Origin of the sequence: Bradyrhizobium sp. STM 3557, assembly GCF_045571465.1 — a bacterium.
GTDB lineage: Bacteria > Pseudomonadota > Alphaproteobacteria > Rhizobiales > Xanthobacteraceae > Bradyrhizobium.
This window is the reverse complement of sequence record NZ_CP120697.1, coordinates 4,591,348-4,618,215: the sequence shown is the minus strand read 5'-3', so window position 1 is coordinate 4,618,215 and position 26,868 is coordinate 4,591,348. Positions and strand designations below refer to the sequence as shown.

The window sequence follows — 26,868 nt, the reverse complement described above, 5'->3', positions numbered from 1 at the left end:
TCCTGCCAGCCAGCCCGGGCCGGGAGGGGTCCGGGCGGTTCCAGTCCTTCTGATCACATGCGCGTGCAGCAGACGCGGCAGTGCCGCCCGCCCCAACGCGGGAGCTGATGGCGTCGTGGCATTGATGGCGTCGTGGTATTTTTGTCTTGTCGTCGTTGAAATTTCATCGGAATTTGCATAGATGCGCTTTGCGCCGGGAACGGCGCAGGCCACCCTTCCGACATGCCGATGACCGAGCAGCCGGGCGGCAAGGTCAGGAGCATCGTCGAGGCTCGCTGCAGCCGATGATGCCGCAGCCCGAGCGGTGAGCAGAGGATGCGGAGGCGATCCTCCCGAACCGCGTTCGAGCCGCCAGAATGCCGAGGACGATAGCTCCGCACCGAACGCGGTCGCTGTTCGTCATCGCTCGCGACCGGGCGCGACCTGTGTCTGCATCTCCGCAATGTGGGGAGCGATGATCTTGTCAAGTCAGCTTGTCTTGCGCGGCTTGGTGCGCTGCGCTAAGGCTCAGAACAATTCCAATGAGAGCGAGTCTGCGGCCGCCCGGGTCGCAGGGAAAGTGGCGCCGATGACCGGCATCCTTCAGAATTATCTTCCCCTTGTCGTATTCATAGGTGTCGCAGCCATCATCGGGCTGGTGCTGTTGATCGCGCCCTTCGTGGTGGCGTTCCAGCAGCCGGATCCGGAGAAGCTGTCGGCCTATGAGTGCGGCTTCAATGCTTTCGATGACGCCCGGATGAAGTTCGACGTCCGCTTCTATCTGGTCGCCATCCTCTTCATCATTTTCGACCTCGAGGTCGCGTTCCTCTTTCCCTGGGCGGTCGCCTTCGGAAAGCTCGGCGCTGCCGGCTTCTGGTCGATGATCGTGTTCCTGGCCGTGCTCACGGTCGGGTTCGCCTATGAATGGAAGAAAGGCGCGCTTGAATGGGATTGAGCCCGACCACGCCCGCAACCGGACCGGCGATCGCGCCGGCACCGAAGGGCATTCTCGATCCCGCGACCGGCAAGCCGATTGGTGCTACCGACCCGTTTTTTCTCGAGGTCAATCACGAGCTGTCGGACAAGGGGTTTTTCACGGCTGCCGCCGACGATCTGATCACCTGGGCCCGCACCGGCTCGCTGATGTGGATGACGTTTGGCCTGGCCTGCTGCGCGGTCGAGATGATGCAGGTCTCGATGCCGCGTTACGACGTCGAGCGCTTCGGCTTCGCGCCGCGTGCTTCGCCGCGCCAGTCCGACGTGATGATCGTCGCCGGCACGCTGACCAACAAGATGGCGCCGGCGCTGCGCAAGGTCTACGACCAGATGCCGGAGCCGCGCTACGTCATCTCGATGGGCTCCTGCGCCAATGGTGGCGGCTATTACCACTATTCCTATTCGGTGGTACGTGGCTGCGACCGCATCGTGCCGATCGACATCTATGTGCCCGGTTGCCCGCCGACCGCTGAGGCACTGCTCTACGGTGTGCTGCTGCTGCAGAAGAAGATCCGCCGCACCGGCACGATCGAACGCTGAAGGTTTTTCGCATGGACGACGGCAAGCTCGACGCCTTGGGGCAGACGATCGTTGGCGCGCTCAAGGGCGCGGCGACGGCGCATTCGGTTGCCTTCAATCAGCTCACGGTGACGGTCGAGGCGAGCCGGATAGTCGAGGTCGCGACCTATCTGCGTGACGATCCGGCCTGCCGCTTCGTCAACATCACCGACGTGACCGCAGTCGACTACCCCGAGCGCGAGAAGCGCTTCGACGTGGTCTACCATTTGCTGTCGCCGACGCTGAATGCCCGCATCCGGCTGCGCGCCGAGGTCGGCGAGATGGAGCCGGTGCCCTCGCTGATCGAGGTATTTCCGGGTGCCGACTGGTTCGAGCGCGAGGCCTATGACCTCTATGGCGTGATCTTCACCGGCCATCCCGACATGCGCCGCATCCTTACCGATTACGGCTTCGATGGTCATCCGCTGCGCAAGGACTTCCCGACCACCGGCTTCGTCGAGGTGCGCTACGACGACCAGGAGAAGCGGGTGCTCTATGAGCCCGTGCGCCTCAACCAGGAATTCCGCAAATTCGATTTTCTCTCGCCCTGGGAAGGCGCGGACTATCCGCTGCCCGGTGACGAAAAGGCGAAGCCATGAACGAGCAAAGCCCAGGTCTCCGCAATTTCACCATCAATTTCGGGCCGCAGCATCCAGCTGCGCACGGCGTGCTGCGCCTGGTGCTGGAGCTCGACGGCGAGGTCGTCGAGCGCGTCGATCCGCATATCGGTCTGCTCCATCGCGGCACCGAAAAGCTGATCGAGACCAAGACCTATTTGCAGGCGATTCCCTATTTTGATCGGCTCGATTACGTCGCGCCGATGAATCAGGAGCACGCCTTCTGTCTCGCCGCCGAGAGGCTGCTCGGCATCGAGGTGCCGCGCCGCGGGCAGCTGATCCGCGTGCTCTATTGCGAGATCGGCCGGCTGTTGTCGCACCTGCTCAACGTCACCACGCAGGCGATGGACGTTGGCGCCCTGACCCCGCCGCTGTGGGGCTTCGAGGAGCGCGAGAAGCTGATGGTGTTCTACGAGCGCGCCTCGGGCTCGCGCATGCACGCGGCCTATTTCCGCATCGGCGGCGTGCACCAGGACCTGCCGCCGAAGCTGATCGACGACATCGAAGCGTTCTGCGATCCGTTCCTGAAGGTCGTCGACGATCTCGACCGGCTCTTGACCGGCAACCGCATCTTCAAGCAGCGCAACGTCGATATCGGCGTGGTCACGCTGCAGCAGGCCTGGGAGTGGGGCTTCTCGGGCGTGATGGTGCGCGGCTCCGGCGCGGCCTGGGACCTCCGCAAGTCGCAGCCTTATGAATGCTACGCCGAGATGGATTTCGACATCCCGATCGGCAAGAACGGCGACTGCTACGACCGCTACCTGATCCGCATGGAAGAGATGCGCCAGTCGGTGCGCATCATGAAGCAGTGCATCGCCAAGCTGCGTGCGCCGGACGGCCAGGGGCCCGTGCTGATCGCCGATAACAAGATCGCGCCGCCGCGCCGTGGCGAGATGAAGCGCTCGATGGAAGGCTTGATCCACCATTTCAAGCTCTATACCGAAGGCGTGCACGTGCCGGCCGGCGAGATCTATGCCGCTGTGGAAGCGCCGAAGGGCGAGTTTGGCGTCTATCTGGTCTCCGACGGCAGCAACAAGCCCTACAAGTGCAAGATCCGCGCACCCGGCTTTGCGCATTTGCAGGCGATGGACTTCATCTGTCGCGGGCATCTGCTCGCGGACGTCTCGGCCATTCTCGGCTCGCTCGACATTGTGTTCGGAGAGGTCGACCGCTGATGGGGCAAGCGCCGATCCAGTTCGACCGGGCTTCAGGGGCGCTCGAAGGAGCGAACCTCTGGGAGCGCACGGCTGCGCTGGCGTTGGCGACCGGCTCGAAGATCTCCTCGCACTTCTCGCATCGCGGCTACAATTATTGCGCCAATCTGCTGCGCAAGACGCTGCCGGAGCGCGACATCGCGATCAAGCTCAATCCGGATGCGGTGTTCGAGTTTCCCTATGGCGACGGCTATTGGAGCAAGCTGCTCAATCGCGGCTATCGCTATGAAGACGAGCTGGAGCTGCTGTTTCTGGGCTCCGTCGACGTCGACTACACCTTCATCGATTGCGGCGCCAATTACGGCTACTGGTCGGTGCTGGTGTCGAGCGCGCCCTATGGCTCGCACCGGGCCATCGCGATCGAGCCGTCATCGGCGAATTTCGCCAAGCTGGCCAACAACGCCCGCGTCAATGGCGACCGTTTCGAGGTCATGAAATGCGCGATCGGCGCGGTGCGTGGCACGGCGCATCTGAGCGGCACCAAGCACGAGGCCTTCAGCATCGCCGGTGACGTCGCGGGCGGCGAAGAGGTCCCGGTGCTGGCGCTCGACGATCTGATCGATGACGGCAAGGTCGTGGCATCGGGGAAATATCTGATCAAGCTGGATGTCGAGGGTGTCGAGATCGAGGCGATCAAGGGCGGCACTCGCCTGCTCGCGGCCGATAGCATGATCCTGTGCGAAGAGCACGGCAACGACCGCAATCACACGGTGTCGCGCTACATTCTCGACCAGACGCCGATGAAGCTGCTGGTCTACGACCCGCAGAGCGGCCGGCTCGAGACCGTCACCGAACTATCCATCCTCGACCGGATCAAGGTGTCGGCCCACGTGGGCTACAACGTGTTCGGCACGGCGAGCGCGTTCTGGCAGAACCGCATCGACGCGCTGAACGCCAGTGCCGCGCGCCGCATACAATGAAAGACTGAGAGCATGTCCGTCCGCCGTCTTGCACCGAAGGAATTGCAGCCCGCGAGCTTCACGTTCACGGACGAGAATCTGGCGTTCGCCAAGGCTCAGATCGCGAAATATCCGGAAGGCCGTCAGGCGTCGGCTGTCATCGCCATCCTGTGGCGGGCGCAGGAGCAGAACGAGGGCTGGGTCTCGGAAGCCGCGATCCGCGTTGTCGCGGACATGCTCGGCATGCCCTATATCCGCGTGCTGGAGATCGCGACCTTCTACACGATGTTCCAGCTGCAGCCGGTCGGCAAGAAGGCGCATGTCCAGGTCTGCGGCACCACGCCGTGCCGGCTGCGCGGCGCGGAGGATCTGATCGAGGTCTGCAAGCATCGCATCCACCACGATCCCTTCCACCTCTCCAAGGACGGCGATTTCTCCTGGGAGGAAGTCGAGTGCCTCGGTGCCTGCGTGAACGCGCCGATGGTGCAGATCTGGAACGACACCTATGAGGACCTGACGCCGGACAGCTTCGGCAAGGTGCTGGACGGCTTTGCCACCGGCCAGCCACTGAGGCCCGGCCCGCAGAACGGCCGTCAGTTCTCCGCGCCGGTGGGCGGGCCGACCACGCTGAAGGAAAACACATGAGCTGCTTCAGCATCCAACCCTTGATCGAGGAAGCCTTCTGATCATGCTCGACGACAAGGACCGCATCTTCACCAACCTCTACGGCCTCCATGATTGGGGTCTGGAAGGCGCGCGCCGCCGCGGCAGCTGGGACGGCACCAAGGCGCTGATCGAGAAGGGCCGCGACTGGATCATCAGCGAGATGAAGGCCTCGGGCTTGCGCGGCCGCGGCGGCGCCGGCTTCCCGACCGGGCTGAAATGGTCGTTCATGCCGAAGGAATCGACCGACGGCCGGCCGAGCTATCTCGTGGTCAATGCCGACGAGTCCGAGCCCGGCACCTGCAAGGATCGCGAGATCATGCGGCACGATCCGCATCATCTCGTCGAGGGCTGCCTGCTCGCGAGCTTCGCGATGGGCGCGCATGCCTGCTACATCTATGTGCGCGGCGAGTTCATCCGCGAGCGCGAGCGGCTGCAGGCCGCGGTCGATCAGGCCTATGAGGCCAACCTGATCGGCAAGAACAACATCCACGGCTGGCCGTTCGATCTCTACGTGACTCACGGCGCCGGCGCTTATATCTGCGGCGAAGAGACAGCGCTGCTGGAAAGCCTGGAGGGCAAGAAAGGTCAGCCGCGGCTGAAGCCGCCATTCCCGGCCAATGTCGGCCTCTACGGCTGCCCGACCACCGTCAACAATGTCGAGTCGATTGCGGTGGCGCCGACCATCCTGCGCCGCGGCGCGGCCTGGTTCGCCGGCATCGGTCGCCCGAACAATGTCGGCACCAAGCTGTTCTGCATCTCCGGCCATGTCGAGCGGCCCTGCAACGTCGAAGAGGCGATGGGGATTCCGTTCCGCGAGTTGATCGAGAAGCATTGCGGCGGCATTCGCGGCGGCTGGGACAATCTGAAGGCCGTGATTCCCGGCGGCTCCTCGGTGCGCATGGTGCCGGCCGAGCAGATCATCGACACGCCGATGGATTTCGACAGCCTCTCCAAACTGCGCTCGGGTCTCGGCACCGCGGCCGTGATCGTGATGGACAAGTCGACCGACCTGATCCGGGCGATCGCGCGCATTTCCTATTTTTACAAGCACGAAAGCTGCGGCCAGTGCACGCCCTGCCGCGAAGGAACGGGCTGGATGTGGCGGGTCTTGAGCCGCATGGCCGAGGGCCGCGCCCACAAGCGCGAGATCGACATGCTGCTGGAAGTGACGAAGCAGATCGAAGGCCACACCATCTGTGCGCTCGGCGACGCGGCGGCCTGGCCGATCCAGGGCCTGATCGCGCATTTCCGCCACGAGATCGAGGCGCGAATCGACCAGTATTCGCATAAGGCCGATATCGATGATGCCGGTGTGCGCGATCCCGTCCAGATGGTGGCCGCGGAGTAGGGCGCGCGTAGCTGCATTGAGAAAGACTTGATGTCATGACCAAGATCATCATCGACGGCAAAGAGATCGATGTCCCGCCCGAGTACACGCTGCTGCAGGCGTGCGAGGCGGCCGGCGCCGAGATTCCGCGCTTCTGCTATCACGAGCGGTTGTCGATCGCCGGTAATTGCCGGATGTGCCTGGTCGAGGTGAAGGGCGGCCCGAAGCCGGTCGCGAGCTGCGCCTGGGGCGTGCGCGATTGCCGTCCGGGTCCGAAGGGCGAGCCGCCGGAGATCTCGACCCGCTCGCCGATGGTGAAGAAGGCGCGCGAAGGCGTGATGGAATTCCTTCTCATCAACCATCCGCTGGACTGTCCGATCTGCGACCAGGGCGGCGAGTGCGACCTGCAGGACCAGGCGATGGGCTATGGTGTCGACACCAGCCGCTTTGCCGAGAACAAGCGCGCGGTCGAGGACAAATATCTCGGCGCGCTGGTCAAGACCTCGATGAACCGCTGCATCCAGTGCACGCGTTGCGTCCGCTTCTCGGCGGAAGTGTGCGGCGTGCCTGAAATGGGTGCGATCGGCCGCGGCGAGGACATGGAGATCACGACCTATCTGGAGCAGGCGCTTACCTCCGAGCTCCAAGGCAATCTGGTCGACATCTGCCCGGTCGGCGCACTGACCTCCAAGCCCTATGCGTTTGCGGCGCGGCCCTGGGAGCTCGGCAAGACCCAATCGATCGACGTGATGGACGGCCTCGGCTCGGCGATCCGCGTCGACACCCGCGGTCGCGAGGTGATGCGCATCCTGCCGCGCGTCAATGACGCCGTGAACGAGGAGTGGATCTCGGACAAGACCCGCCACATCGTCGACGGTCTGCGCACGCAGCGGCTCGACCGGCCTTACATTCGCGAGAACGGCAGGCTGCGGGCGGCGTCCTGGCAGGAGGCGTTCAATACGATTGCCGCCAGGCTGAAGCGGATCGACGGCAAGCGCATTGGCGCGATCGCAGGCGATCTCGCCGCGGTCGAGGAGATGTTCGCGCTGAAGGACCTGCTCGCCAGGCTCGGCTCCGGCAACGTGGCGGTGCAGGGCGGCGACAGCTTCGATCCGAAAGCGGGGCGCGGCTCCTACATCTTCAACCCGACCGTCGCCGGCATCGAGCAGGCCGACGCGATCCTGATCATCGGCGCCAATCCGCGCAAGGAAGCCGCCGTGCTGAACGCGCGCATCCGCAAGCGCTGGCGCTCGGGTCAGCTCAAGGTCGGCGTCATTGGGCCGAAGGTCGATCTGACCTATGCTTACGAACACATCGGCGCCGGCACGGATTCATTGAACAACGTGGCGGCCGGCAAGCACTCGTTCGCGAGCGTCTTCAGGAACGCCAAGAACCCGATCGTGATCGTCGGGGCGGGCGCCGCCGCGCGTCATGACGGCGCGGCGATCCTGTCGCTTGCGGCCAAGATGGCGCTTGACGCCAACGCGCTGCGCGACGATTGGAACGGCTTCGCCGTGCTGCACGACACCGCCTCGCGGGTCGGGGCGCTGGACATCGGCTTTGCCGGCACCGGCCTGACGGCGGCGCAGATGACGACCTTCGGCACCATGGACGTGCTGTTCCTGCTCGGCGCTGACGAGATTAACGTGCCGGAGGGGGTCTTCGTGGTCTATATCGGCACACATGGTGATCGCGGCGCCCATCGCGCCGATGTCATTCTTCCGGGCGCGGCCTACACCGAGAAGTCCGGCATCTATGTCAACACCGAGGGGCGGGCGCAGGCGACCGGCCGGGCCTCGTTCCCGCCGGGCGAAGCCCGCGAGGACTGGGCGATCATCCGCGCGCTCTCTGATGTACTCGGCAAGAAGCTGCCTTACGACTCGCAAGCAGCCTTGCGCGCCGCGATCTTCAAGGTCGCGCCGCACCTTCAGCGCCTTGACCAGATCGAGCCGGGCAAGCTCGCCGATCTCAAGGCATTGGCGGGCAAGGGCGGCAGCATGGAGAAGGCACCGTTCAAGACCCTCATCGAAGACTTCTATCTCACCAACCCGATCGCACGCGCATCGGCGGTGATGGCGGAATGCTCCCGCCTCGCCGCCGGGCACGCGGTGCTGACGGCAGCGGAGTGAGCGTGATCTGATGGCTGATTTCTTCGCAAGCTCGTTCTGGACCGGCTTTCTCTGGCCGCTGATCATCATGGTCGCGGAAAGCGTGCTGCTGCTGGTCGTGCTCCTGGTCGCGATCGCCTACATCTTGCTCGCTGATCGCAAGATCTGGGCGGCGGTGCAGATCCGGCGCGGTCCAAACGTGGTCGGCCCCTGGGGACTGTTCCAGTCGTTCGCGGACCTTCTGAAGTTCGTGCTGAAGGAGCCGATCATTCCGTCCGGCGCCAACAAGGGCGTATTCCTGCTGGCGCCGCTGGTCTCCTGCGTGCTCGCGCTCGCGGCCTGGGCGGTGATTCCGACCAATCTCGGGTGGGCGATCGCCGACATCAATGTCGGCATCCTCTACATCTTCGCGATCTCGTCGCTGTCGATCTACGGCATCATCATGGCCGGCTGGTCGTCGAACTCGAAATATCCGTTCCTGGCAGCGCTGCGCTCGGCGGCGCAGATGGTGTCCTACGAGGTCTCGATCGGGTTCGTGATCATCACGGTGCTGCTCTGTGCCGGCACCTTGAACCTCTCGGCCGTGGTCGAAGCCCAGAACGCGCGCGGGCTCGGCAGTCTGATCGGCCTGCCGCAGTTGACAATCCTGAACTGGTACGTCTGGCCGCTGTTTCCGATGTTCGTGGTCTTCTACGTCTCGGCCATGGCAGAAACCAACCGCCCGCCTTTCGATCTCGTCGAAGCGGAATCCGAGCTCGTCGCCGGCTTCATGGTCGAATATGGCTCGACGCCCTATCTCCTGTTCATGCTGGGCGAATATGTCGCGATCTGCACGATGTGCGCGCTGGGCGCGATCCTGTTCCTGGGTGGCTGGCTGCCGCCGGTCGCGCTGCCGCCGTTCACCTGGATCCCCGGCGTGATCTGGTTCGCGCTGAAAGCGTTCTTCATCTTCTTCTTGATTGCGATGTCGAAAGCCATCGTGCCGCGCTACCGCTATGACCAATTGATGCGGCTGGGCTGGAAAGTGTTCCTGCCGCTGTCGCTGGCGATGGTCGTCGTCGTGGCCGGCGTGCTGCATTTCGCCGATATCGCTCCGAAATGAGCCGTCAAGTGAGGCTGCCATGAGTGTCAACGCCACCGCCCGTTCGCTGCTGCTGTCGGAATTCGTCTCGGCGTTTTTCCTCGCCATGCGTTATTTCTTTCAAGCGAAGCCGACGCTGAACTACCCGTTCGAGAAGGGGCCGATCTCGCCGCGCTTCCGTGGTGAGCACGCGCTGCGCCGCTATCCGAACGGCGAGGAGCGCTGCATCGCCTGCAAGCTGTGCGAGGCGGTCTGCCCGGCGCAGGCGATCACCATCGAGGCCGGTCCGCGCCGCAACGACGGCACCCGCCGCACTGTGCGCTACGACATCGACATGGTGAAGTGCATCTATTGCGGCCTGTGCCAGGAAGCCTGCCCGGTCGATGCCATCGTGGAAGGTCCGAACTTCGAATTCGCGACCGAGACGCGCGAGGAGCTCTATTATGACAAGGCGAAGCTGCTCGCCAACGGCGACCGCTGGGAGCGCGAGATCGCCAAGGCGATCGCGCTCGACGCGCCGTACCGGTGAGGTATGAACGTGGATAGTTGGATGCACATGCGCGCCACGACCGCGGTCGGGTCTCTCCCCCCTTGTGGGGGAGAGCTGGAGAGGGGGGTAAGCCCCGCACTCCGGACTCGCGGTTTACCCCGCTCCCTGGCCCTCCCCCACACGGGGGGAGGGAACGCAGCACCCTTTGCCACGGCGTTCGTCGTGACGAGCGGGAGACTCGTATGATCCTGCCTGCGCTCTTCTTCTATCTCTTCGCCGCGGTCTGCGTCGCCTCCGCGGTGATGGTGATCGTCTCGAAGAACCCCGTTCACTCGGTCCTTTATCTGATCCTCGCCTTCGTCAACGCCTCCGGCCTGTTCGTGCTGATGGGCGCCGAATTCCTGGCGATGATCCTGGTCGTCGTCTATGTCGGCGCGGTCGCGGTGCTGTTCCTGTTCGTGATCATGATGCTCGACGTCGACTTCACCGAGCTGCGCGAGGGCGTCCTGCAGTATATGCCGATTGGTCTCGTGATCGCCGGCATCTTCCTGCTCGAGCTGTTGCTCACCGTGTCGTACTGGGTCATCAACCCCGGCACGACCAAGACGATCACGGCCGCGATCCCGACCAACGTGACCAACACCGAGGCGCTCGGGCTCGTGCTCTACACGAAGTATATCCATTACTTCCAGCTCGCCGGCATGGTGCTGCTGGTGGCGATGATCGGCGCCATTGTGCTGACGCTTCGCCACAAGGCCAACGTCAAGCGGCAGGACATCAACGTGCAGAACGCCCGCACGCCCGAGATGGCGATGGTGGTGCGCAAGGTCGCGGTCGGGCAGGGGTTGCAGGATGCGGACGCGGCGGAGTGGGTGAAATGACCATCGGGCTCGGACATTATCTCTCGGTCGCCGCGATGCTGTTCACGCTCGGCATCCTTGGCATCTTCCTCAACCGCAAGAACATTATCGTCATCCTGATGTCGGTCGAGCTGATCCTGCTCGCCGTGAACATCAATCTGGTGGCGTTTTCGACCTTCCTCGGCGACATCGTCGGCCAGGTGTTCGCGCTGCTGGTGCTCACGGTTGCTGCGGCCGAGGCTGCCATCGGCCTTGCCGTGCTGGTGGTGTATTTCCGCAACCGCGGCTCGATCGCGGTCGAAGACGTCAATCTGATGAAGGGCTAGGCGCATGAACTGCAACAGCATGATCATGCGTAAGGGAACGGACGAATGATCCAGGCCATTGTCTTTCTGCCGTTGTTCGGCGCCATTCTCGCCGGCCTGATTGCGCTGTTCGGCGCACATGCACGCAACCCGAGCGGCGATACCGTCGAGCATCATGATGATGGCCATCATCATGCCTCGACCACGCATGTGAACGAGGACGCCAGCGTCATCCACGCGACGAGCCATGAGCCGGATGCGCAGGACGCGCACGGTCACGATGACCATGTCGCCGAGCCGCCGGCCGCGGGATCGCGCGCGGCCGAACTGATCACCACCGCGTTCCTGTTCGTCGCCGCAGCGCTGTCATGGGTCATGCTTGTCAATGTCGGCTTCCTGCACCACGAGGCAGGGGTGATGGAGATCCTGCCCTGGATCAATTCCGGCGACCTGCAGGTGTCCTGGGCGCTGCGTGTCGACACGCTGACGGCTGTGATGTTGGTCGTGGTGACGAGCGTCTCATCGCTCGTCCATCTCTACTCGATCGGCTACATGGACGAGGATCCGTACCGTCCGCGCTTCTTCGGCTATCTCAGCCTGTTCACCTTCGCCATGCTGATGCTGGTGACCGCGAACAATCTGGTCCAGCTGTTCTTCGGCTGGGAAGGCGTCGGTCTGGCCAGCTACCTCCTGATCGGCTTCTGGTACCAGCGGCCCTCGGCCAACGCTGCGGCGATCAAGGCGTTCGTCGTCAATCGCGTCGGCGACTTCGGTTTCGCGCTCGGCATCTTTGCCGTGTTCATGCTGGTCGGATCGACCGATTTCGAAACGATCTTCGGCGCAGCGCCGGGTGTTGCCCTTGCCCACAGGACCATCGATTTTCTCGGCTGGCATGCCGACGCGCTGACGCTCGCCTGCCTGCTGCTGTTCATGGGCGCGATGGGTAAGTCGGCGCAGTTCCTGCTGCACACCTGGCTGCCGGACGCGATGGAAGGCCCGACGCCCGTCTCAGCGCTGATCCACGCCGCGACCATGGTGACCGCCGGCGTGTTCATGGTGGCGCGGCTATCGCCTTTGTTCGAGCTCGCGCCCACCGCGCAGGCGGTGGTGATGTTCTTCGGCGCTACCACCGCGTTCTTCGCCGCGACCATTGGCCTGGTGCAGAACGACATCAAGCGCATCGTCGCGTATTCGACCTGCTCGCAGCTCGGCTACATGTTCGTGGCGATGGGAGCAGGGGCCTATTCGGTCGGCATGTTCCATCTGTTCACGCACGCCTTCTTCAAGGCGCTGCTGTTCCTGGGCTCAGGCTCGGTGATCTACGCGATGCATCACGAGCAGGACATCCGCAACATGGGCGGCCTGTGGCGCAAGATTCCGTACACCTTCGCGGTGATGTGCGTGGGCACGATGGCGCTGACCGGCGTGCCTGGCTTCGCGGGCTTCTTCTCCAAGGACGCCATCATCGAATCCGCCTATGCCGCGCATAACCCGTTTGCGACCTATGCCTATTTCCTTACGGTGGCCGCGGCCGGGCTGACGTCATTCTATTCATGGCGCCTGATCTGGAAGACGTTCTTCGGCCAGCCGCACGACCAGCATCATTACGAGGCGGCGCATGAAAGCCCGATCTGGATGCTGATCCCGATCGGCGTGCTGGCGGCCGGCTCGATCCTGGCTGGCTTCCCGTTCAAGGAGCTGTTCACAGGGCCGCATGGGGTCGAGGAGTTCTTCCGCGAATCCCTCAAGATGAACCCGCATATCCTCGAGGATATGGAGCACATGCCATTCTGGCTCGGTCAGCTGCCGCTGGTGATGATGCTGGGCGGTTTCGCCGTGTCCTACGTCTTCTATATCACGCGGCCCTATATCCCCGAGGAATTGGCGAAGCAGCAGCCGCTGCTCTACAATTTCCTGCTCAACAAGTGGTATTTCGACGAGCTCTATGACCTCATCTTCGTCCGTCCTGCGAAGTGGCTCGGCCGCTTCCTGTGGAAGAAGGGTGACGGCCTGGTCATCGACGGCTTTGGGCCGGACGGCGTCTCGGCGCGGGTGCTCGACGTCACCCGCAGCGTCGTCAAGATCCAGACCGGCTATCTCTATCATTATGCCTTTGCCATGCTGATCGGCGTTGCCGGCCTGATCACCTGGTTCATGTTCATGGGGGGCCAGCAATGACCACCTGGCCAATTCTGTCTGTCGTCACCTTTCTTCCGCTCGTCGGTGCGCTGCTGATCTATCTGCTCAGCGGCGACGACGAATCCGCCCGGCGCAACGCGCGCTGGATCGCGCTCTGGACCACGCTGATTACCTTCGCGGTGTCGGTGATCCTGGTCTTGCGGTTTGATCCGGCGCAGACCGATTTCCAGTTCGTCGAGAAGACGAGCTGGCTCGCCAGCGGCATCACCTACCACATGGGTGTCGACGGCATCTCGCTGCCATTCGTGATCCTGACCACCGCCTTGATGCCGTTCTGCATCATCGCGAGCTGGAAGTCGGTGACCGTCCGAGTGCGCGAATACATGATGGCGTTCCTGATCCTGGAAACGCTGATGGTCGGCACCTTCTCGGCGCTCGACCTCGTGCTGTTCTATCTGTTCTTCGAGGGCGGACTGATCCCGATGTTCCTGATCATCGGCGTCTGGGGCGGCCCGCGCCGGGTCTATGCATCCTTCAAGTTCTTCCTCTACACGCTGCTCGGCTCGGTCTTGATGCTGCTCGCCATCATGGCGCTGTACTGGAATGGCGGGACGACCGACATCCCCGCGCTGATGCACACCAATGTGCCGCGCAGCTTGCAGACCTGGGCATGGCTCGCCTTCTTCGCTTCATTTGCGGTGAAGATGCCGATGTGGCCGGTGCACACCTGGCTGCCGGATGCGCATGTCGAGGCGCCAACTGCCGGCTCGGTGATCCTGGCCGCGATCCTCTTGAAGATGGGCGGCTACGGCTTCCTGCGCTTCTCGCTGCCGATGTTCCCCCTGGCATCGCATGACTTCGCGCCGCTGATCTGGACGCTGTCGGCGATCGCGATCATCTACACCTCGCTGGTGGCGCTGATGCAGGAGGACATGAAGAAGCTGATCGCGTACTCCTCGGTCGCGCATATGGGCTTCGTCACCATGGGCATCTTCGCCGGCACCATGCAGGGTGTCGCCGGCGGCGTGTTTCAGATGATCTCGCATGGTATCGTCTCCGGCGCGCTGTTCCTTTGCGTCGGCATCGTCTACGACCGCATGCACACCCGCGAGATCGCGGCCTATGGCGGCCTCGTCAACCGGATGCCGCTCTACGCGCTGGTCTTCATGGTGTTCACCATGGCCAATGTCGGTCTGCCCGGCACCTCCGGCTTCGTCGGCGAGTTCATGACCTTGCTCGGCACCTTCCGCGTCTCGATACCGACGGCGTTCTTTGCGACATCAGGCGTGATCCTGTCGGCGGCCTACGCGCTCTGGCTCTACCGCAAGGTGGTGTTCGGCGCGCTGGTGAAGCCGTCGCTGATGACGATCAAGGACCTGACGGCGCGCGAATGCCTGACACTGTTCCCGCTGGTGGCGCTGACCATTTTGTTCGGCGTCTATCCGAAGCCGATCCTCGACATGTCGGCCGCCTCGGTCCAGCAGCTCGTCAACAACTACAACACCGCCGTGACGGCCGTGAAGGCGGCCTCGCTGCTGCAATAGACCCCATAGGTCGGGACAAGAACGATGATCGAGAATCTTGGGGCTCAGCTCGGGGTGGTGCTGCCGGAGTTGATTCTGGCCGTGGGCGCGATGGCGCTCTTGATGCTGGGCGCCTTCCGCGGCCAGGGGACGACGGCGGTCGTCACGACCCTTGCCGCGTGCCTGCTGGTCGTGGTGGGACTGCTGGTGCTCTGGCGTCCCACGGGGCAGGCGTTCGGCGGCAGCTTCGTTGCCGACGACTATGCGCGCTTCCTTAAAATTCTGGCGCTGATCGGCTCAGCGGCGACGCTGATCATGTCGGCGGAATTCCTGTCAGCCCCCGACCGGCGCATTTTCGAATACGCCATCCTGGTGTTGCTCTCGACGCTCGGCATGATGGTGCTGATCTCCGCCGGCGACCTGATCTCGCTCTATCTCGGGCTCGAGCTGATGTCGCTTGCGCTCTACGTCGTCGCGGCAAGCCATCGCGACAATGTCAAGTCGACCGAGGCCGGCCTGAAATACTTCGTTCTCGGCGCGCTGTCCTCGGGCATGTTGCTTTACGGTGCTTCGTTGATCTACGGCTTCACCGGCACGGTCAGCTTCGCCGGCATCGCGGCGGCGGCGAAGGGCGGCAGCGTCGGTATCGTGTTCGGCATCGTCTTCCTGTTCGCGGGCCTCTGCTTCAAGGTCTCGGCGGTGCCGTTCCACATGTGGACGCCTGACGTCTACGAGGGTGCACCGACCCCCGTGACGGCCTTCTTCGCTTCGGCACCGAAGGTCGCGGCGCTCGCGGTGTTCACCCGCGTGGCGCTGACCGCGTTCCCAAGCATTACGTTCCAGTGGCAGCAGATCATCGTGTTCGTCTCGATCGCCTCGATGGCGCTCGGTTCGTTCGCCGCAATCGGACAGACCAACATCAAGCGCCTGATGGCCTATTCGTCGATCGGCCATATGGGCTTTGCGCTGGTCGGCCTCGCCGCCGGCACGGTCGAGGGGGCGCAGGGCGTGCTGATGTACATCGCGATCTATGTCGCGATGACGCTCGGCTCCTTCGCCGTCATCATGTCGATCAAACGGAGCGGCCAGTCGTTCGAGAAGATCAGCGACTTCGCAGGGCTGTCGCGCACCAACCCGTTGCTCGCTTTCTTCTTCGCGATGCTCTTGTTCTCGTTGGCCGGCATTCCGCCGCTCGCGGGCTTCTTCGCCAAATGGTACGTGTTCGTCGCGGCGATCAAGGCCGGCCTGTTCACGTTGTCGGTGATCGGCGTGCTGACCAGCGTCGTCGGCGCGTATTATTATCTCCTGATCGTCAAGACGATGTATTTCGACGAGCCGCTTCCGGTGCTCGATCCGGTCCGGATCGAGTTGCGTTCGGTGCTTGCGGTTGCCGGTCTCTTCAACATCCTGTTCTTTGCCTATCCGGGACCGCTGGTCAGCGCGGCGACCGCCGCGGCGAAGTCGCTGTTCTAGCCGCCGAGATGCCGTTTGCTCTCGGTCCGCGCGCTATCGGGGCAGGCTACGGGCTGATTGCGTTCGACCAGGTGGGCTCGACCAACGCCGAAGCGTTGACGCGCGCCCGAGCCGGTGAGCGCGGGCCCTGCTGGTTCGTCACGACGGAGCAGACCGCCGGGCGCGGCAGGCGGCAGCGGGCATGGATCGCGCCGCGCGGCAATCTCGCCTCCAGCGTGCTCGAGATATTGGACGTGACACCGGCGACCGCCGCGACGCTGGGCTTCGCCGTCGGCGTCGCGATGGTGAGCGCATTGCGGCAGGTGAGTCTCGAGGCTGCAATGCGGAGCGGCGGCGGTCAGCTCGATTTCGCGCTGAAATGGCCCAACGACGTGCTGGCCAACGGTGACAAGCTTTGCGGTATCCTGGTCGAGGCTGAACAGGTGTCAGCAGGCTTGGCCGTGGTGGTCGGAATTGGCACGAACATCGTGGCGGCGCCGACGGGAACGCCGACGCCGGCGACTTCGTTGCATGCGCTCGGCATTATCGTTTCGGCTGAGGATCTGTTTGCGGCGCTGTCGGACAGCTGGGCGGAATACCGTGCCATCTGGAGCGATGGTCGTGGCTTCCCAGAGATCCGCAAGGCATGGCTCGGCTGCGCTGCGGGGTTGGGTCAGCCCGTTGCCATCAGCTCCGGCAATGCCATTATCCAAGGAACATTCGATACGATCGACGAGCAGGGCTGTATGGTGGTCAGGACCACGGAGGGACGGTTGGTGCCGATCACGGCGGGCGATGTCTATTTCGGCTCGGCAGCCACGGCGAGGGCGCTCTAGATGGCGCGGCCGGATGAACTGACTTTCGCGCCGCTCGGCGGCGTCGGCGAGATCGGCATGAACCTGTCGATCTATGGCCTCGGCAACCGTCACCAGCGCTCCTGGCTCGCAGTCGATCTCGGCGTCTCCTTCGGCGACGAGGAGCATCTGCCGGGCATCGACCTGATCATGCCCGACATCAGCTTCCTGGAGAAGGAGCGCAACAATCTGGTCGGGCTGGTGCTGACGCATGCCCATGAAGATCATTTCGGCGCTATCATCGACCTGTGGCCACGGCTGAAATGCCCTATTTACGCGACCAAGTTCAGCGCGGCGCTGTTCGAGGCCAAATGCGAAGCCGAGCGCAATCCGCCGAAGATCCCCGTGACGGTCATTCCGTCTGGTGGCCGCGTCGATGTCGGTCCGTTCAATGTCGAGTTCATTCCGGTTGCGCATTCGATTCCGGAAGCGCATGCGATCGCGATTCACACCGAGGTCGGTACCGTCCTGCACACGGGGGACTGGAAGATCGATCCGACGCCGGTGCTGGGTCCGCCGACCGACGAGAAGCGATTGCGCGAGCTCGGCGATGCCGGGCTGCTCGCTCTCATCGGCGACTCCACCAACGCCGTCCGCGACGGGCGCTCGCCTTCGGAGGCCGAGGTGGCCAAGACCATCACCGAGCTGGTGAAGGGCGCCAAGGGCAGGGTGGCGGTGACGACCTTTGCGTCGAATGTCGCGCGCATCCGCGCGGTGGCGGATGCGGCCAGAGCCGCCGACCGCGAGGTCGTGGTGGTCGGCCGCGCCATGGATCGCGTGGTGCAGGTGGCGCGCGAAACCGGCTATCTCGATGGCGTGCAGAATTTCCGCGGCATGGATCTCTACGGCCATTTCCCGCCGGATAAGGTGCTGGCACTTTGCACCGGCAGCCAGGGCGAGCCGCGCGCGGCGCTGGCGCGGATTGCCAATGACGATCATCCGCAGGTGACGTTGAACCGCGGCGACAGCGTGATCTTCTCCTCGCGCACTATCCCAGGCAACGAGAAGGCGGTCGGCGCGATCATCAACGGCCTGGTCGCGCAGGGCATCAAGGTCATCACCGACCGCGATCATCTCGTGCATGTTTCCGGCCATCCGCGCCGCGACGAGCTGCGCGACATGCTCGCCTGGACGAGGCCGCAGCTCGTGATCCCCGTGCATGGCGAGGCGCTGCACCTGTCGGAGCATGCGCGGCTGGCGCGCACCTGCGGCGTGCCGAAGGTGATCACCTGCCGCAACGGCGACCTGGTCAAGCTCGGTCCGGGCGAGCCCGGCATCATCGGCGAGGTGCCGGCGGGCCGCTTCTACAAAGACGGCACGATCATCGAGGATGCGAAGTCGCGCGCGGTGGCCGAGCGGCGTAAGATGGCGTTCGCCGGCTGCATCTTCGTCGCTATCGCGGTCACCGAGAAAGGCGAGCTCGCCGACGATCCGGAAGTCGATCTGGTCGGAATCCCTGAGAAGACGATGGCTGGCGAGGAGATCGACGACATCGTCTTCGATGCGGTGGTGTCGACAGTGGAAGGTCTGCCGCGGGCACGTCGGCGCGATCCGGACGCATTGGCGGAATCGGTGCGACGCGCTGTGCGGGCGGCCGTCAATGAGCAGTGGGGCAAGAAGCCGATCTGTCTCGTACATGTGCTGGACGTGTGAGCGCCGGCAAGGGCCGGCGGCGCAGGCAAGGATGGAGGGCGCAATGCAGGGCCGGCTCAATCACGTAGCCATCGCGGTCAAGGACGCGGAGAAGGCCGCGAGGATCTATGGCGCGGCCTTCGGCGCCGAGATCTCGCCTGCGGCGCCGTTGCCGGAGCACGGCGTGATCACCGTGTTCGTGACGCTTCCGAATACCAAGATCGAATTCATCCAGCCGCTCGGCGAGGCCTCGCCGATTGCGAAATTCCTCGAACGGAATGCCGATGGCGGCATTCATCACGTCTGCTACGAGGTCGCCGACATTATTGCCTCGCGCGATACCTTGATCAAGGAAGGGGCGCGGGTGCTCGGCGACGGCGAACCCAAGATCGGCGCTCATGGCAAGCTGGTGCTGTTCCTGCATCCCAAAGATTTTTCCGGCGCGCTGGTCGAGATCGAGCAGGCCTGAGCAGGCAGGGCGGTTTCCGATGGCGTATACGATTTCGACCTGGCTGGCGATCTACTTCGTGCTGTGGTGGGTCACGCTGTTCGTGACCCTGCCGTTCGGCGTGCGCAGCCAGCACGAGGATGGCGTCGGGGCACCCGGCACTGATCCCGGTGCGCCAATCATCAGCCGCATGGGGCTGCGGCTGATCTGGACGACACTGCTCTCGGCTGTGATGTTCGCCGCCGGGCTGATGGCCTATGACGCCGGCTATCTGAACATCGAGCGGCTGTCGAAGCTGATGGGCACGCCATTCTAAGTCTTTTGCAGCGCAGGAGCGAATGACGAAGCCGACGCGCGGACGCATATCGGCTTTTTTGCTATAACAGGAGACAAACAAAAATCGATCAGGGGAGGCCGACCACCATGACATTGCACGCCGTGCCGCCGGAGGGCTATCGCATCCTGCGCGAGGGTGATCTGCGCGACTATCTTGCCGGTATTCCTGCCGCGGCCGCGCAGCTCGGCGGCCCGCCGGACGGCTGGTCGATCAACGAGGTCGGCGACGGCAATCTCAACTTGGTGTTCATCGTCAAGGGGGCGTCCGACGGCCTCGCAGTCAAGCAGGCGCTGCCTTACGTGCGGCTGGTCGGCGAGAGCTGGCCGTTGCCGCTGTCGCGCTCGCATTATGAGTATCTGGCACTGACGCATCAGGCGAGGCTCGCACCCGGTCTCGTGCCGGCCGTGCTGCATCACGATGAGCAGTTGGCACTGGTCGCGATGGAATTGCTCGAGCCGCACATCATCATGCGCAAGGGGCTGGTTGCCGGCACCATCTATCCTGCCTTCGTCGACCACATCACCATTTTCATGGCGCGCACGCTGTTCTTCTCCTCCGACCTGGCATTGCCGGCGGCGCAGAAGAAGGAAGCGATTGCGGCCTTCGCCGGCAATCATGCGCTATGCAAAATTACAGAGGACTTGATCTTCACCGATCCCTACCGCGTCGCGGAGCAGAACCGCTGGACATCGCCGTGGCTGGATGCGGCCGCCGCGCAGTTTCGTGACGATCTCGATCTGCACGTCGCGATCTCGCGGCTGAAGCTGAAGTTCTTGAGCCACGCGCAGGCGCTGCTGCACGGCGACCTCCACACCGGCTCGATCATGGTCACCGCGCGCGAGACACGCGTGATCGATCCCGAGTTCGCCTTCTATGGCCCGATGGGTTTCGACATCGGTGCCGTCATCGCCAATCTGCTGATGGCCTATCTTGCCTCTGCCGGACATGAGAGCGAGCCGGGCGCACGCAGCGCGTTCGAAGCCTGGCTGCTCGAGACAATCGAGCAGGTCTGGAGCGAGTTTGCGCGCAAGTTTCTTCAGCTGTGGCGGACCGAAGCGAAAGGGGATGCTTATCCCGTATCGCTATTCCCTGGGGAAGCAGGGGCCGCACGGCTGGAGCGGGAACGGCAGGCTTATGTCGCACGGCTGTTTCAGGACACGATCGGCTTCACGGCTGCGAAGATCATTCGTCGTATCCTTGGGCTTGCCCATAACATCGATTTCGAGCTGATCGAGGATACCAGGCTGCGGGCGACCTGCGAGGCGCGCAGCCTGCGGCTGGCACGAAAGATGATGGTCGACGCGGCGTCGTTCACGACGATCGGCGCTGTCACCCAAGCCGCGCGGGCCGCACGCGAGTGGCAGCCGGAGTTCTGAGCTGCATCGACGTTGCGGCTACTGCGCCTGCAGGAGAAAGTCGCTCAATGCGCGCGTCACCGCCTCCGGCTGATCCAGCGGCGCCAGATGGCCGCAATCGGGAATGATCTCGAGCCGCACGTTCGGGATCAGGCGGCTGGCACGTTCGTCGATCAGCGCAAGGCGGTCGATTCGCTTCGGTGCATCGAGCGCGAAGCCGAGCGCAACGCCGCCGCCCATCGATAAGCCGACGAGAGCGACGCGTGGAAGATCGAGCGCGCGCAGCAGCGGGGCAAGAAAAGCCGAATGCTCCGCAAAGCCCAGCCGTCGGGCATCGGATCGCTTTCTCCGAAGCCGGGCAGATCCGGCGCGAAGACCCGACAGCGTGTCGCCAGCACGGAGATGGTCGCGCCGAAACTCACGCCGGCCGCATCGAAAGCAGAGCCATGCAACAACATCACCGCAGGACCATCTGCGCCGGCGGTGAGACACCGGATGCGCAAGCCCTCAACCGTCAGCCAGAGCACAGTGCCGGGTCGTCCTGTCGATGCCGCTATCGCGTCGCCGTGCACGGCACTATCGGCTCTGTTGCCAGGGCATTGAAGATGTCCCGCTCCAATGCAGAGACGACCTGGTTCGCGCAATCGCTGATGAAGAAATGGCCGCCCGGAAACATCCTCACCAAGCAGGAGCCCGCGGTCTCTTCCTGCCAGTCGTGCAGCGTTTCACGGCTCGTATCCCTGTCGGCGAGGCCGCCATAGACGACGATCGGGACCGGCAGGCGCGCGCGATGCTGCGGCGAATAGATTTCACAAGCGCGGAAGTCCGCGCGCAGGCCCGGCAAGACCAATTCCAGCAGGTCAGGCGCGTTGAACAGTGCTGTCGAGCAGAAGTTGACTGATCTTGGTCCCGTGACCTGGATAATCCAGCGCGCAGATCTCGATTCCATTCGCAATAGCTTTTGCCACGGCCGGAAGATCTGCGCGGTGCCTCCAGCGCGCGGCAGGCGATCTATTTCGGCCAGCTTCTCGGCCCGTCCGCGCTTGCGGTCGCTTCGGCATTTTTTCCGATCTTCTTCCTCTTGGTGTCATTCCTGATTGGGCTGATCGCCGGCGGCATTGTGCTCGTCGCGCGCGCCCATGGCGCAGGCGATCGGCTGCAGGTCAAGAATGCGACCGGAACGACGCTCGTGGTCTGCGGCCTGCTCAGCCTCGCCATCGCGGTTATTGGCTATCAGCTGTCGCCTCGAATGCTCGCGGCCATGGCGACGCCGCCGGATATTCTAAGCGCCACGATCGACTATGCCAGAATCACGTTCATATCGCTGCCGGTCGTCACGCTGCTGTTCGCCTACACGTTCCTGCTGCGTGGCACGGGTGACGCGGTGACGCCGCTGCTAGCGATGACCTTCTGCATTGGCATCAGCCTGGTGCTGACGCCGGCGCTGATCCTGGGATGGGGCGGCTTGCCTCAGCTCGGCGTCACCAGCGCGCCGTGGGCCAATCTCGTCGCGTGCACGGTCTCGCTGCCGGTGCTGATGATCTATCTCGGTGTCCGTGGCCATCCGCTCGCATTCGATCGCGATCTGGCGGTGCGGCTGCGGATCGATCCGGCCATCGTGGAGCCGTTTTTGGGCATCGGCATTCCGGCGGCATTCAGACCGCGGTGACCTCGCTGTCGGAGGTGGCCATCGTCGTCCTCGTAAGCATCGCGAACTTGGCATCAGCACCGGGATGCCAGGACCACACGATTTCGCCGTGCGCATCGAGATCGTTCGTCGGCGCAGGTAAACCACGCTGCGACCTGACGCGCCCACCGCATGCCCGCCTCGCGTGTCGTGACGACCGCGATACGCCCCTCCGATCGAGGCGGGATGGCTCAGCATATGCACGAATTCTGAAAAAAAGAAAGAGGAATTTTCGCACGGCCAAGCCTCGTGGCGGCGAGCGACTTGAACTCGCTTGCGAAATGAGTTTATCGGCGCGCGAGATCAAGTCCGATTCACGGCAGGTCCGAACGGTCCAATCGCGTCGTCATGCGCAGGTGATTTGCCCGACGACCTGGAACATCGGCGGGATAGCGCCGACCGCAGGCGCCGTCGGAAGAGACATATCGCGGCGGCCATCGTAGGACGATCGGCTCAGGATGGGACGGAAGCCCGCGATTGTGTAACCGATCTGGCGGATGAGGAGGAGGCGCACTAGATTGAGTTCCATGCCGGACCCTCATGCGCTCGCCCATTTCATCGACCATCACCAACGTCTGTTCGTGCTGACCGGCGCCGGCCGCAGCACCAATTCGGGCATTCCGGACTACCGTGACAGCCACGGCAATTGGAAGCGGCCGCAGCCGGTGACGTTCCAGGCCTTCATGAGCGACGCGCCGACCCGGCAGCGCTATTGGGCGCGCAGCCTGATCGGCTGGCGGCGCTTCGGCCGGGCGCGGCCCAACGACACCCACCATGCGCTGGCGCGGCTCGAGGCGCAGGGCCGCTGCGAATTGCTGGTGACCCAGAACGTCGACCGGCTGCATCAGGCGGCCGGCAGCAGCCGCGTGATCGACCTGCACGGCCGGCTCGATCTCGTCCGCTGCATGGACTGCGAGCGACGGATACCGCGCGCGGAGTTTCAGGATGAGCTGGCGCAGGTGAACGCGGAATGGCTTGCGCTTGATGCGGCCGACGCACCGGACGGCGACGCCGATCTGGAATGCGCTGATTTCGCTGCCTTCTGCGTGCCGTCATGCCGCGCCTGCGGCGGGTTGCTCAAGCCCGATGTCGTGTTCTTCGGCGAGAACGTGCCGCGCGATGTCGTCGCGACCGCGCAAGCCCATCTCATGCAGGCCGATGCGATGCTGATCGTCGGCTCCTCGCTGATGGTTTATTCCGGCTTCCGCTTCGTGCGGGCCGCCGCGGACCGCGGCCTGCCGATCGCAGCCGTCAATCTCGGCCGCACCCGCGCCGATGATCTGCTCACCTTGAAGGTCGAGGAGCCTTGCGAGGAGCGCTTCCTGCTCGACGATGAAAGGGAAAAATTGCTGGCGTGATCGGATTTGCCCGTGATCCGCGCTGACCGCGAATGTAACATGCAAGTCTTGGCTTCATGACCTTCTCGGACCTCGCGTCCGACTGCGGGCGTGTCCGCTCAGGGCTCAATCGGAAGTAAGCGATCGAACGACCGATAGGCAGCTTGTGAACCCACACCGGAAGTCGTGTCAGAATGGCCTTAGGAGGATGCTGAATGGCACAGCGAAGCGATGTACAGTTAGATGCGCCGATCGTATCTAGGCCGGGTGCGCCGGCAATTTCCGCTGTCGGGACATCATTGGTTGTTCACGAGTGGACTGGCTCCGGTCCCCCCTATGTGCACATTCACCACTCGGACGACGGAGCATGGCATGTGTTGGAGGGATCACTGCGGTTCAGACTTGCGGACGGGGAAGTTGACGCCCCCGCAGGAACCACGGTCTTCGTGCCCGCCGGTTCGCCGCACGCTTATTGGGAGACTGAGCCGAGCCGCTATCTAATTTTCCTGACGCCAAGGCTCGATCGCCTCATTTCCCGGCTGCACCGCCTCACCGATCAATCCAAATTGCCTGCCATACTTGCCGAATTCGACACCGTGCTGGTGGAAGAGCGCGCGAACTGAGTCCGCAACCGGCCCTTCTGCGAATTCGGATGAGCGCGAAAAATTGCTGGCGTGATCAGATTTGTCCGCGATCCGCGCTGAAAGCGGATGTATCATGCAATGCTTGGCGTTCATGAGCCGTATTATTTCAGCTCTGGGAATATTGCTTGAATGAAAGATGCATGGATTCGAGTTGCCGGGGCTCTAGCCCTGGCCGTGCTCGCGTTGGCCCACTGGAAGTGGCTGAAGCAATCGCAAGGGTGAGAAGAACTGCTACGACTCGAATCTCTCCTTGTTCTTACCCAGATGAGGTATGCGCGGTATGATTAGCATCGCCAAGGTCGATATCGTAGCAATCGCCGAGTAGCCGAATCCGATCGCCATCCCGATCGCGCCGGCAGCCCAGAGGCTTGCGGCAGTCGTAAGATTCTTGACGCTCATACCTTCCTTGATGATGAGACCCGCGCCCAGAAAGCCAATTCCGGAGACTATCTGTGCCGCGATGCGCGATTTCGAGGCCGGATCAACGGTCACCGACATGAAGGTGAAGAGCATTGCACCCACAATGACGAGCGTGTGTGTGCTAATTCCAGCGTCCTTCCCACGCGATTCTCGCTCAGCTCCCACGGCGAAGCCGAGCGTCATCGCGAGCAACAGGTCCAGAATGTATTCGATTTCGACGGGACCTATGATGGAATGCAGCATGCGATCCAAACTCAGCCGAGTGGGTATGTGTTCCCCAGAAAATCGCCAAGGAGGTGGCACTTTTACGAGCGAGTTTGTCGCAGAATCTCGTTGTCAACTGCTGTGTTCCGCGCGCGATGACCAGTTTCGAAGCAATACCCTATGGCAGGTCACCCCTCAATTTTGTGCGAGGTTGGTTTGGCGAAAAGTCTCGCGGCGCCGAATTGGTCAATCAAGCACTCCTTGAGTGCGGCGCGCGCTATGCTCGTCCAACACTCTGGCTCCATGGCCAGGGTGATCTTGAAACGGCGCGAGTCCATCGCGCGAACTGGCGATGTGGCAGGTGACCGCAAGCGCGCGACAACCGGCGGAGAGAGTTCGGCGACCTGCGGAAAGGGCCCTAGTCGCCATTCGCCCAGGCGGCGAGGATCGCGCGTTCTTCCGGCGTGATCTCGGTGACATTGCCCGGCGGCATCGCGCCCGACCAGGCGGCATTGCGCGCGATCAGCCGCATGTTGCGGCGGATGTGCTCGGCACTGTCGAGCAGCACCGCCTTCGGCGCCGTGACGATGCCGTCCCACACCGGCTCGGACGCATGGCACATGCTGCAGCGGGAGGTCACGATCTCCTCGACCTGCGCGAATGTGGGCGCAGCGGGCAGCGCGGTGACGGCGGATTGCCTCGGGCCTGCGGCCGAGAGCAGGGCGATCGCGATCATGCCGATAGCCGCAATGCCCCACACCCACCAGGGTGAGGGCCGGCCCTTGTGCCGCTCGTTGAAGAAATGCCGGATCACCGGGCCGAGCGCGAGCACGATCGCGACGATCACCCAGTTGTAGCGGGTCGCGAACAGCAAGGGATAATGATTGCTGATCATCAGGACGAGGACCGGCAGAGTGAGATAGTTGTTGTGGACCGAGCGCTCCTTGCCCGCTTTGCCGAGCTTCGGGTCCGGCGACTGGCCGGCCAGCAGTGCGGCGACGATCTTCTTCTGGTTCGGAATGATCACCGCAAAGACATTGGCGACCATGATGGTGCCGATGATCGCGCCGATCTGGTTGAAGGCGCCGCGACCGCTGAGGACATGGGTGAAGGCAAAAGTGAGCGCGACCAGGAAGACGTAGCCGCCGAGCGCGAACGGCAGCTCGTGCTGCGCAAGGCCGCTGCGGCAGGCCGCCTCATAGAGCAGCCAGGCCAGCGCGAGACTGCCGAGGCTGAACAACCCGGCCTGCAGCGGCGTCAGATCGAGGATCGACTTGTCGACCAGGAACAGGTCAGCATTGAGATAGTAGACCACGATCATCAGCGCAAAGCCGGACAGCCAGGTAGTGTAGGCCTCCCATTTGAACCAGGTCAGTTCGTCCGGCAGCTCGCTCGGGGCGACCAGGTACTTCATGATGCGGTAGAAGCCGCCGCCATGAACTTGCCAGGCTTCGCCCATCACGCCATCGGGCAGGCCCTCGCGCGGCCTCAGGCTGAGGTCGAGGGCAATGAAGTAGAACGAGCTGCCGATCCAGGCGACCGCGGCGACCACGTGCAGCCAGCGGAAGATCAGGCTCAGCCATTCCGATAGGATCGATGCCCACATCACCTGGTCCGCCGTGTCACGGTCTCAAATCTTTCCGACGTTGCGCGCCAGCGCCATGCTCACGAAGCGAGCAGGGATCGCCATGGACTTTGCGCGCGCGATTGGCTTCAATGGTGTGAAGGTGACGTGA

The 26,868-nt window shown here is 63.4% G+C and carries 28 protein-coding genes and 1 pseudogene; 23 read left to right on the top strand and 6 right to left on the bottom strand.

The annotated features are described in order from the left end of the window. The first annotated feature begins 568 nt into the window (after positions 1–568). From P6U24_RS21075 to mtnK, 20 genes are all read left to right on the top strand, one after another. The gene (locus tag P6U24_RS21075) at positions 569–934 is read left to right on the top strand and encodes an NADH-quinone oxidoreductase subunit A (protein WP_407154428.1); all 366 of its coding nucleotides are present in this window, start codon (positions 569–571) and stop codon (positions 932–934) included. Continuing rightward, a complete protein-coding gene (locus P6U24_RS21070) occupies positions 925–1,515 on the top strand; it encodes a NuoB/complex I 20 kDa subunit family protein (protein ID WP_407154427.1) in 591 nt (196 codons plus the stop codon). Before P6U24_RS21075 ends, P6U24_RS21070 begins: the two co-directional genes overlap by 10 nt. A gap of 11 nt (positions 1,516–1,526) precedes the next feature. Further along, the gene (locus P6U24_RS21065; RefSeq protein WP_407154426.1) at positions 1,527–2,132 is read left to right on the top strand and encodes an NADH-quinone oxidoreductase subunit C; all 606 of its coding nucleotides are present in this window, start codon (positions 1,527–1,529) and stop codon (positions 2,130–2,132) included. Then, positions 2,129–3,325 (top strand): NADH-quinone oxidoreductase subunit D, encoded by a 1,197-nt coding sequence (locus tag P6U24_RS21060; protein WP_407154425.1) that lies wholly within the window; start codon positions 2,129–2,131, stop codon positions 3,323–3,325. The genes P6U24_RS21065 and P6U24_RS21060 overlap by 4 nt, the downstream gene beginning before the upstream one ends. Continuing rightward, the gene (locus tag P6U24_RS21055) at positions 3,325–4,284 is read left to right on the top strand and encodes an FkbM family methyltransferase (protein ID WP_407154424.1); all 960 of its coding nucleotides are present in this window, start codon (positions 3,325–3,327) and stop codon (positions 4,282–4,284) included. The genes P6U24_RS21060 and P6U24_RS21055 overlap by 1 nt, the downstream gene beginning before the upstream one ends. A gap of 12 nt (positions 4,285–4,296) precedes the next feature. Continuing rightward, on the top strand, positions 4,297–4,908 hold the full coding sequence (gene nuoE, locus P6U24_RS21050) for an NADH-quinone oxidoreductase subunit NuoE (protein WP_407154423.1): 612 nt from the start codon (positions 4,297–4,299) through the stop codon (positions 4,906–4,908). A 43-nt stretch (positions 4,909–4,951) separates the two neighbouring features. Next, entirely contained in the window at positions 4,952–6,277 is a 1,326-nt protein-coding gene (gene nuoF / locus P6U24_RS21045; RefSeq protein WP_407154422.1) for an NADH-quinone oxidoreductase subunit NuoF, read from the top strand. A gap of 35 nt (positions 6,278–6,312) precedes the next feature. Next, entirely contained in the window at positions 6,313–8,385 is a 2,073-nt protein-coding gene (gene nuoG / locus P6U24_RS21040; protein WP_407154421.1) for an NADH-quinone oxidoreductase subunit NuoG, read from the top strand. Positions 8,386–8,395: 10 nt separating this feature from the next. Next, complete coding sequence (nuoH, locus tag P6U24_RS21035; protein WP_407154420.1) at positions 8,396–9,466, top strand: NADH-quinone oxidoreductase subunit NuoH; 1,071 nt, start codon at positions 8,396–8,398, stop codon at positions 9,464–9,466. 19 nt (positions 9,467–9,485) lie between these two features. Continuing rightward, a complete protein-coding gene (gene nuoI, locus P6U24_RS21030; RefSeq protein ID WP_407154419.1) occupies positions 9,486–9,974 on the top strand; it encodes an NADH-quinone oxidoreductase subunit NuoI in 489 nt (162 codons plus the stop codon). Positions 9,975–10,177: 203 nt separating this feature from the next. After that, on the top strand, positions 10,178–10,816 hold the full coding sequence (locus P6U24_RS21025) for an NADH-quinone oxidoreductase subunit J (protein ID WP_407154418.1): 639 nt from the start codon (positions 10,178–10,180) through the stop codon (positions 10,814–10,816). Next, positions 10,813–11,121: an NADH-quinone oxidoreductase subunit NuoK gene (nuoK, locus tag P6U24_RS21020; protein WP_008968450.1), complete on the top strand. Its 309-nt coding sequence runs from the start codon at positions 10,813–10,815 to the stop codon at positions 11,119–11,121. The genes P6U24_RS21025 and nuoK overlap by 4 nt, the downstream gene beginning before the upstream one ends. Positions 11,122–11,166: 45 nt before the next feature. Continuing rightward, positions 11,167–13,278, top strand: coding sequence for an NADH-quinone oxidoreductase subunit L (gene nuoL / locus P6U24_RS21015; RefSeq protein WP_407154417.1), 2,112 nt, complete (start codon positions 11,167–11,169; stop codon positions 13,276–13,278). Continuing rightward, a complete protein-coding gene (locus tag P6U24_RS21010) occupies positions 13,275–14,783 on the top strand; it encodes an NADH-quinone oxidoreductase subunit M (protein ID WP_407154416.1) in 1,509 nt (502 codons plus the stop codon). Before nuoL ends, P6U24_RS21010 begins: the two co-directional genes overlap by 4 nt. Before the next feature lie 24 nt (positions 14,784–14,807). After that, positions 14,808–16,235: an NADH-quinone oxidoreductase subunit NuoN gene (gene nuoN, locus P6U24_RS21005; protein ID WP_407154415.1), complete on the top strand. Its 1,428-nt coding sequence runs from the start codon at positions 14,808–14,810 to the stop codon at positions 16,233–16,235. Positions 16,236–16,243: 8 nt separating this feature from the next. Further along, positions 16,244–17,050 carry a biotin--[acetyl-CoA-carboxylase] ligase gene (locus P6U24_RS21000; protein WP_407154414.1) on the top strand — a complete coding sequence of 269 codons (807 nt, stop codon included), beginning with the start codon at positions 16,244–16,246 and terminating at the stop codon, positions 17,048–17,050. After that, positions 17,051–18,721, top strand: a complete 1,671-nt coding sequence (locus tag P6U24_RS20995; RefSeq protein WP_407154413.1) for a ribonuclease J — start codon at positions 17,051–17,053, stop codon at positions 18,719–18,721. 43 nt (positions 18,722–18,764) lie between these two features. Beyond that, positions 18,765–19,169 (top strand): methylmalonyl-CoA epimerase, encoded by a 405-nt coding sequence (mce, locus tag P6U24_RS20990; RefSeq protein ID WP_407154412.1) that lies wholly within the window; start codon positions 18,765–18,767, stop codon positions 19,167–19,169. Positions 19,170–19,188: 19 nt separating this feature from the next. Next, positions 19,189–19,464 (top strand): DUF1467 family protein, encoded by a 276-nt coding sequence (locus P6U24_RS20985; RefSeq protein ID WP_407154411.1) that lies wholly within the window; start codon positions 19,189–19,191, stop codon positions 19,462–19,464. Between the two features lie 107 nt (positions 19,465–19,571). Further along, positions 19,572–20,861, top strand: coding sequence for an S-methyl-5-thioribose kinase (gene mtnK, locus P6U24_RS20980; RefSeq protein ID WP_407154410.1), 1,290 nt, complete (start codon positions 19,572–19,574; stop codon positions 20,859–20,861). Between the two features lie 18 nt (positions 20,862–20,879). Here mtnK and P6U24_RS20975 read toward each other — a convergent pair whose 3' ends face one another. The 3 genes from P6U24_RS20975 to P6U24_RS20965 form a co-directional block, all read right to left on the bottom strand. Beyond that, a complete protein-coding gene (locus P6U24_RS20975) occupies positions 20,880–21,125 on the bottom strand; it encodes an alpha/beta fold hydrolase (RefSeq protein ID WP_407160541.1) in 246 nt (81 codons plus the stop codon). Next, positions 21,014–21,298 carry an alpha/beta fold hydrolase gene (locus tag P6U24_RS20970; RefSeq protein WP_407160540.1) on the bottom strand — a complete coding sequence of 95 codons (285 nt, stop codon included), beginning with the start codon at positions 21,296–21,298 and terminating at the stop codon, positions 21,014–21,016. Before P6U24_RS20970 ends, P6U24_RS20975 begins: the two co-directional genes overlap by 112 nt. Before the next feature lie 95 nt (positions 21,299–21,393). Next, positions 21,394–21,684: a thioesterase II family protein gene (locus tag P6U24_RS20965; RefSeq protein WP_407154409.1), complete on the bottom strand. Its 291-nt coding sequence runs from the start codon at positions 21,682–21,684 to the stop codon at positions 21,394–21,396. Positions 21,685–21,801: 117 nt separating this feature from the next. Here P6U24_RS20965 and P6U24_RS20960 point away from each other — a divergent pair, with 117 nt between their 5' ends. The 3 genes and pseudogenes from P6U24_RS20960 to P6U24_RS20950 all read left to right on the top strand — a co-directional run. Further along, entirely contained in the window at positions 21,802–22,509 is a 708-nt protein-coding gene (locus tag P6U24_RS20960) for an MATE family efflux transporter (protein WP_407154408.1), read from the top strand. Between the two features lie 545 nt (positions 22,510–23,054). Then, positions 23,055–23,885 (top strand): NAD-dependent protein deacetylase, encoded by an 831-nt coding sequence (locus P6U24_RS20955; protein WP_407154407.1) that lies wholly within the window; start codon positions 23,055–23,057, stop codon positions 23,883–23,885. A 194-nt stretch (positions 23,886–24,079) separates the two neighbouring features. Then, a pseudogene (locus P6U24_RS20950) lies at positions 24,080–24,307 on the top strand (hypothetical protein); the annotation flags it as partial. 54 nt (positions 24,308–24,361) lie between these two features. Here P6U24_RS20950 and P6U24_RS20945 read toward each other — a convergent pair. The 3 genes from P6U24_RS20945 to P6U24_RS20935 form a co-directional block, all read right to left on the bottom strand. Next, positions 24,362–24,601, bottom strand: a complete 240-nt coding sequence (locus tag P6U24_RS20945) for a hypothetical protein (RefSeq protein WP_407160811.1) — start codon at positions 24,599–24,601, stop codon at positions 24,362–24,364. 138 nt (positions 24,602–24,739) lie between these two features. Further along, positions 24,740–25,171: an MgtC/SapB family protein gene (locus P6U24_RS20940; RefSeq protein WP_407154406.1), complete on the bottom strand. Its 432-nt coding sequence runs from the start codon at positions 25,169–25,171 to the stop codon at positions 24,740–24,742. Positions 25,172–25,550: 379 nt separating this feature from the next. Beyond that, complete coding sequence (locus P6U24_RS20935; RefSeq protein ID WP_407154405.1) at positions 25,551–26,738, bottom strand: urate hydroxylase PuuD; 1,188 nt, start codon at positions 26,736–26,738, stop codon at positions 25,551–25,553. Positions 26,739–26,868: the final 130 nt, after the last annotated feature.

What these genes read in the sequence shown, in the direction of transcription:
- nuoE (WP_407154423.1), top strand. Translation starts at nt 4,297, where the DNA reads ATGTCCGTCCGCCGTCTTGCACCGAAGGAATTGCAGCCCGCGAGCTTC.
- P6U24_RS21070 (WP_407154427.1), top strand. Translation starts at nt 925, where the DNA reads ATGGGATTGAGCCCGACCACGCCCGCAACCGGACCGGCGATCGCGCCG.
- nuoN (WP_407154415.1), top strand. Translation starts at nt 14,808, where the DNA reads ATGATCGAGAATCTTGGGGCTCAGCTCGGGGTGGTGCTGCCGGAGTTG.
- P6U24_RS20940 (WP_407154406.1), bottom strand. Translation starts at nt 25,171, where the DNA reads ATGCTGCATTCCATCATAGGTCCCGTCGAAATCGAATACATTCTGGAC.
- nuoF (WP_407154422.1), top strand. Translation starts at nt 4,952, where the DNA reads ATGCTCGACGACAAGGACCGCATCTTCACCAACCTCTACGGCCTCCAT.
- P6U24_RS21055 (WP_407154424.1), top strand. Translation starts at nt 3,325, where the DNA reads ATGGGGCAAGCGCCGATCCAGTTCGACCGGGCTTCAGGGGCGCTCGAA.
- P6U24_RS20995 (WP_407154413.1), top strand. Translation starts at nt 17,051, where the DNA reads ATGGCGCGGCCGGATGAACTGACTTTCGCGCCGCTCGGCGGCGTCGGC.
- nuoK (WP_008968450.1), top strand. Translation starts at nt 10,813, where the DNA reads ATGACCATCGGGCTCGGACATTATCTCTCGGTCGCCGCGATGCTGTTC.
- nuoH (WP_407154420.1), top strand. Translation starts at nt 8,396, where the DNA reads ATGGCTGATTTCTTCGCAAGCTCGTTCTGGACCGGCTTTCTCTGGCCG.
- nuoI (WP_407154419.1), top strand. Translation starts at nt 9,486, where the DNA reads ATGAGTGTCAACGCCACCGCCCGTTCGCTGCTGCTGTCGGAATTCGTC.
- P6U24_RS21075 (WP_407154428.1), top strand. Translation starts at nt 569, where the DNA reads ATGACCGGCATCCTTCAGAATTATCTTCCCCTTGTCGTATTCATAGGT.
- P6U24_RS20955 (WP_407154407.1), top strand. Translation starts at nt 23,055, where the DNA reads ATGCCGGACCCTCATGCGCTCGCCCATTTCATCGACCATCACCAACGT.
- P6U24_RS21065 (WP_407154426.1), top strand. Translation starts at nt 1,527, where the DNA reads ATGGACGACGGCAAGCTCGACGCCTTGGGGCAGACGATCGTTGGCGCG.
- nuoL (WP_407154417.1), top strand. Translation starts at nt 11,167, where the DNA reads ATGATCCAGGCCATTGTCTTTCTGCCGTTGTTCGGCGCCATTCTCGCC.
- P6U24_RS21060 (WP_407154425.1), top strand. Translation starts at nt 2,129, where the DNA reads ATGAACGAGCAAAGCCCAGGTCTCCGCAATTTCACCATCAATTTCGGG.
- P6U24_RS21010 (WP_407154416.1), top strand. Translation starts at nt 13,275, where the DNA reads ATGACCACCTGGCCAATTCTGTCTGTCGTCACCTTTCTTCCGCTCGTC.
- mtnK (WP_407154410.1), top strand. Translation starts at nt 19,572, where the DNA reads ATGACATTGCACGCCGTGCCGCCGGAGGGCTATCGCATCCTGCGCGAG.
- P6U24_RS20935 (WP_407154405.1), bottom strand. Translation starts at nt 26,738, where the DNA reads ATGTGGGCATCGATCCTATCGGAATGGCTGAGCCTGATCTTCCGCTGG.
- P6U24_RS20985 (WP_407154411.1), top strand. Translation starts at nt 19,189, where the DNA reads ATGGCGTATACGATTTCGACCTGGCTGGCGATCTACTTCGTGCTGTGG.
- P6U24_RS20970 (WP_407160540.1), bottom strand. Translation starts at nt 21,298, where the DNA reads ATGTTGTTGCATGGCTCTGCTTTCGATGCGGCCGGCGTGAGTTTCGGC.
- nuoG (WP_407154421.1), top strand. Translation starts at nt 6,313, where the DNA reads ATGACCAAGATCATCATCGACGGCAAAGAGATCGATGTCCCGCCCGAG.
- P6U24_RS20945 (WP_407160811.1), bottom strand. Translation starts at nt 24,601, where the DNA reads ATGAACGCCAAGCATTGCATGATACATCCGCTTTCAGCGCGGATCGCG.
- mce (WP_407154412.1), top strand. Translation starts at nt 18,765, where the DNA reads ATGCAGGGCCGGCTCAATCACGTAGCCATCGCGGTCAAGGACGCGGAG.
- P6U24_RS21000 (WP_407154414.1), top strand. Translation starts at nt 16,244, where the DNA reads ATGCCGTTTGCTCTCGGTCCGCGCGCTATCGGGGCAGGCTACGGGCTG.
- P6U24_RS21025 (WP_407154418.1), top strand. Translation starts at nt 10,178, where the DNA reads ATGATCCTGCCTGCGCTCTTCTTCTATCTCTTCGCCGCGGTCTGCGTC.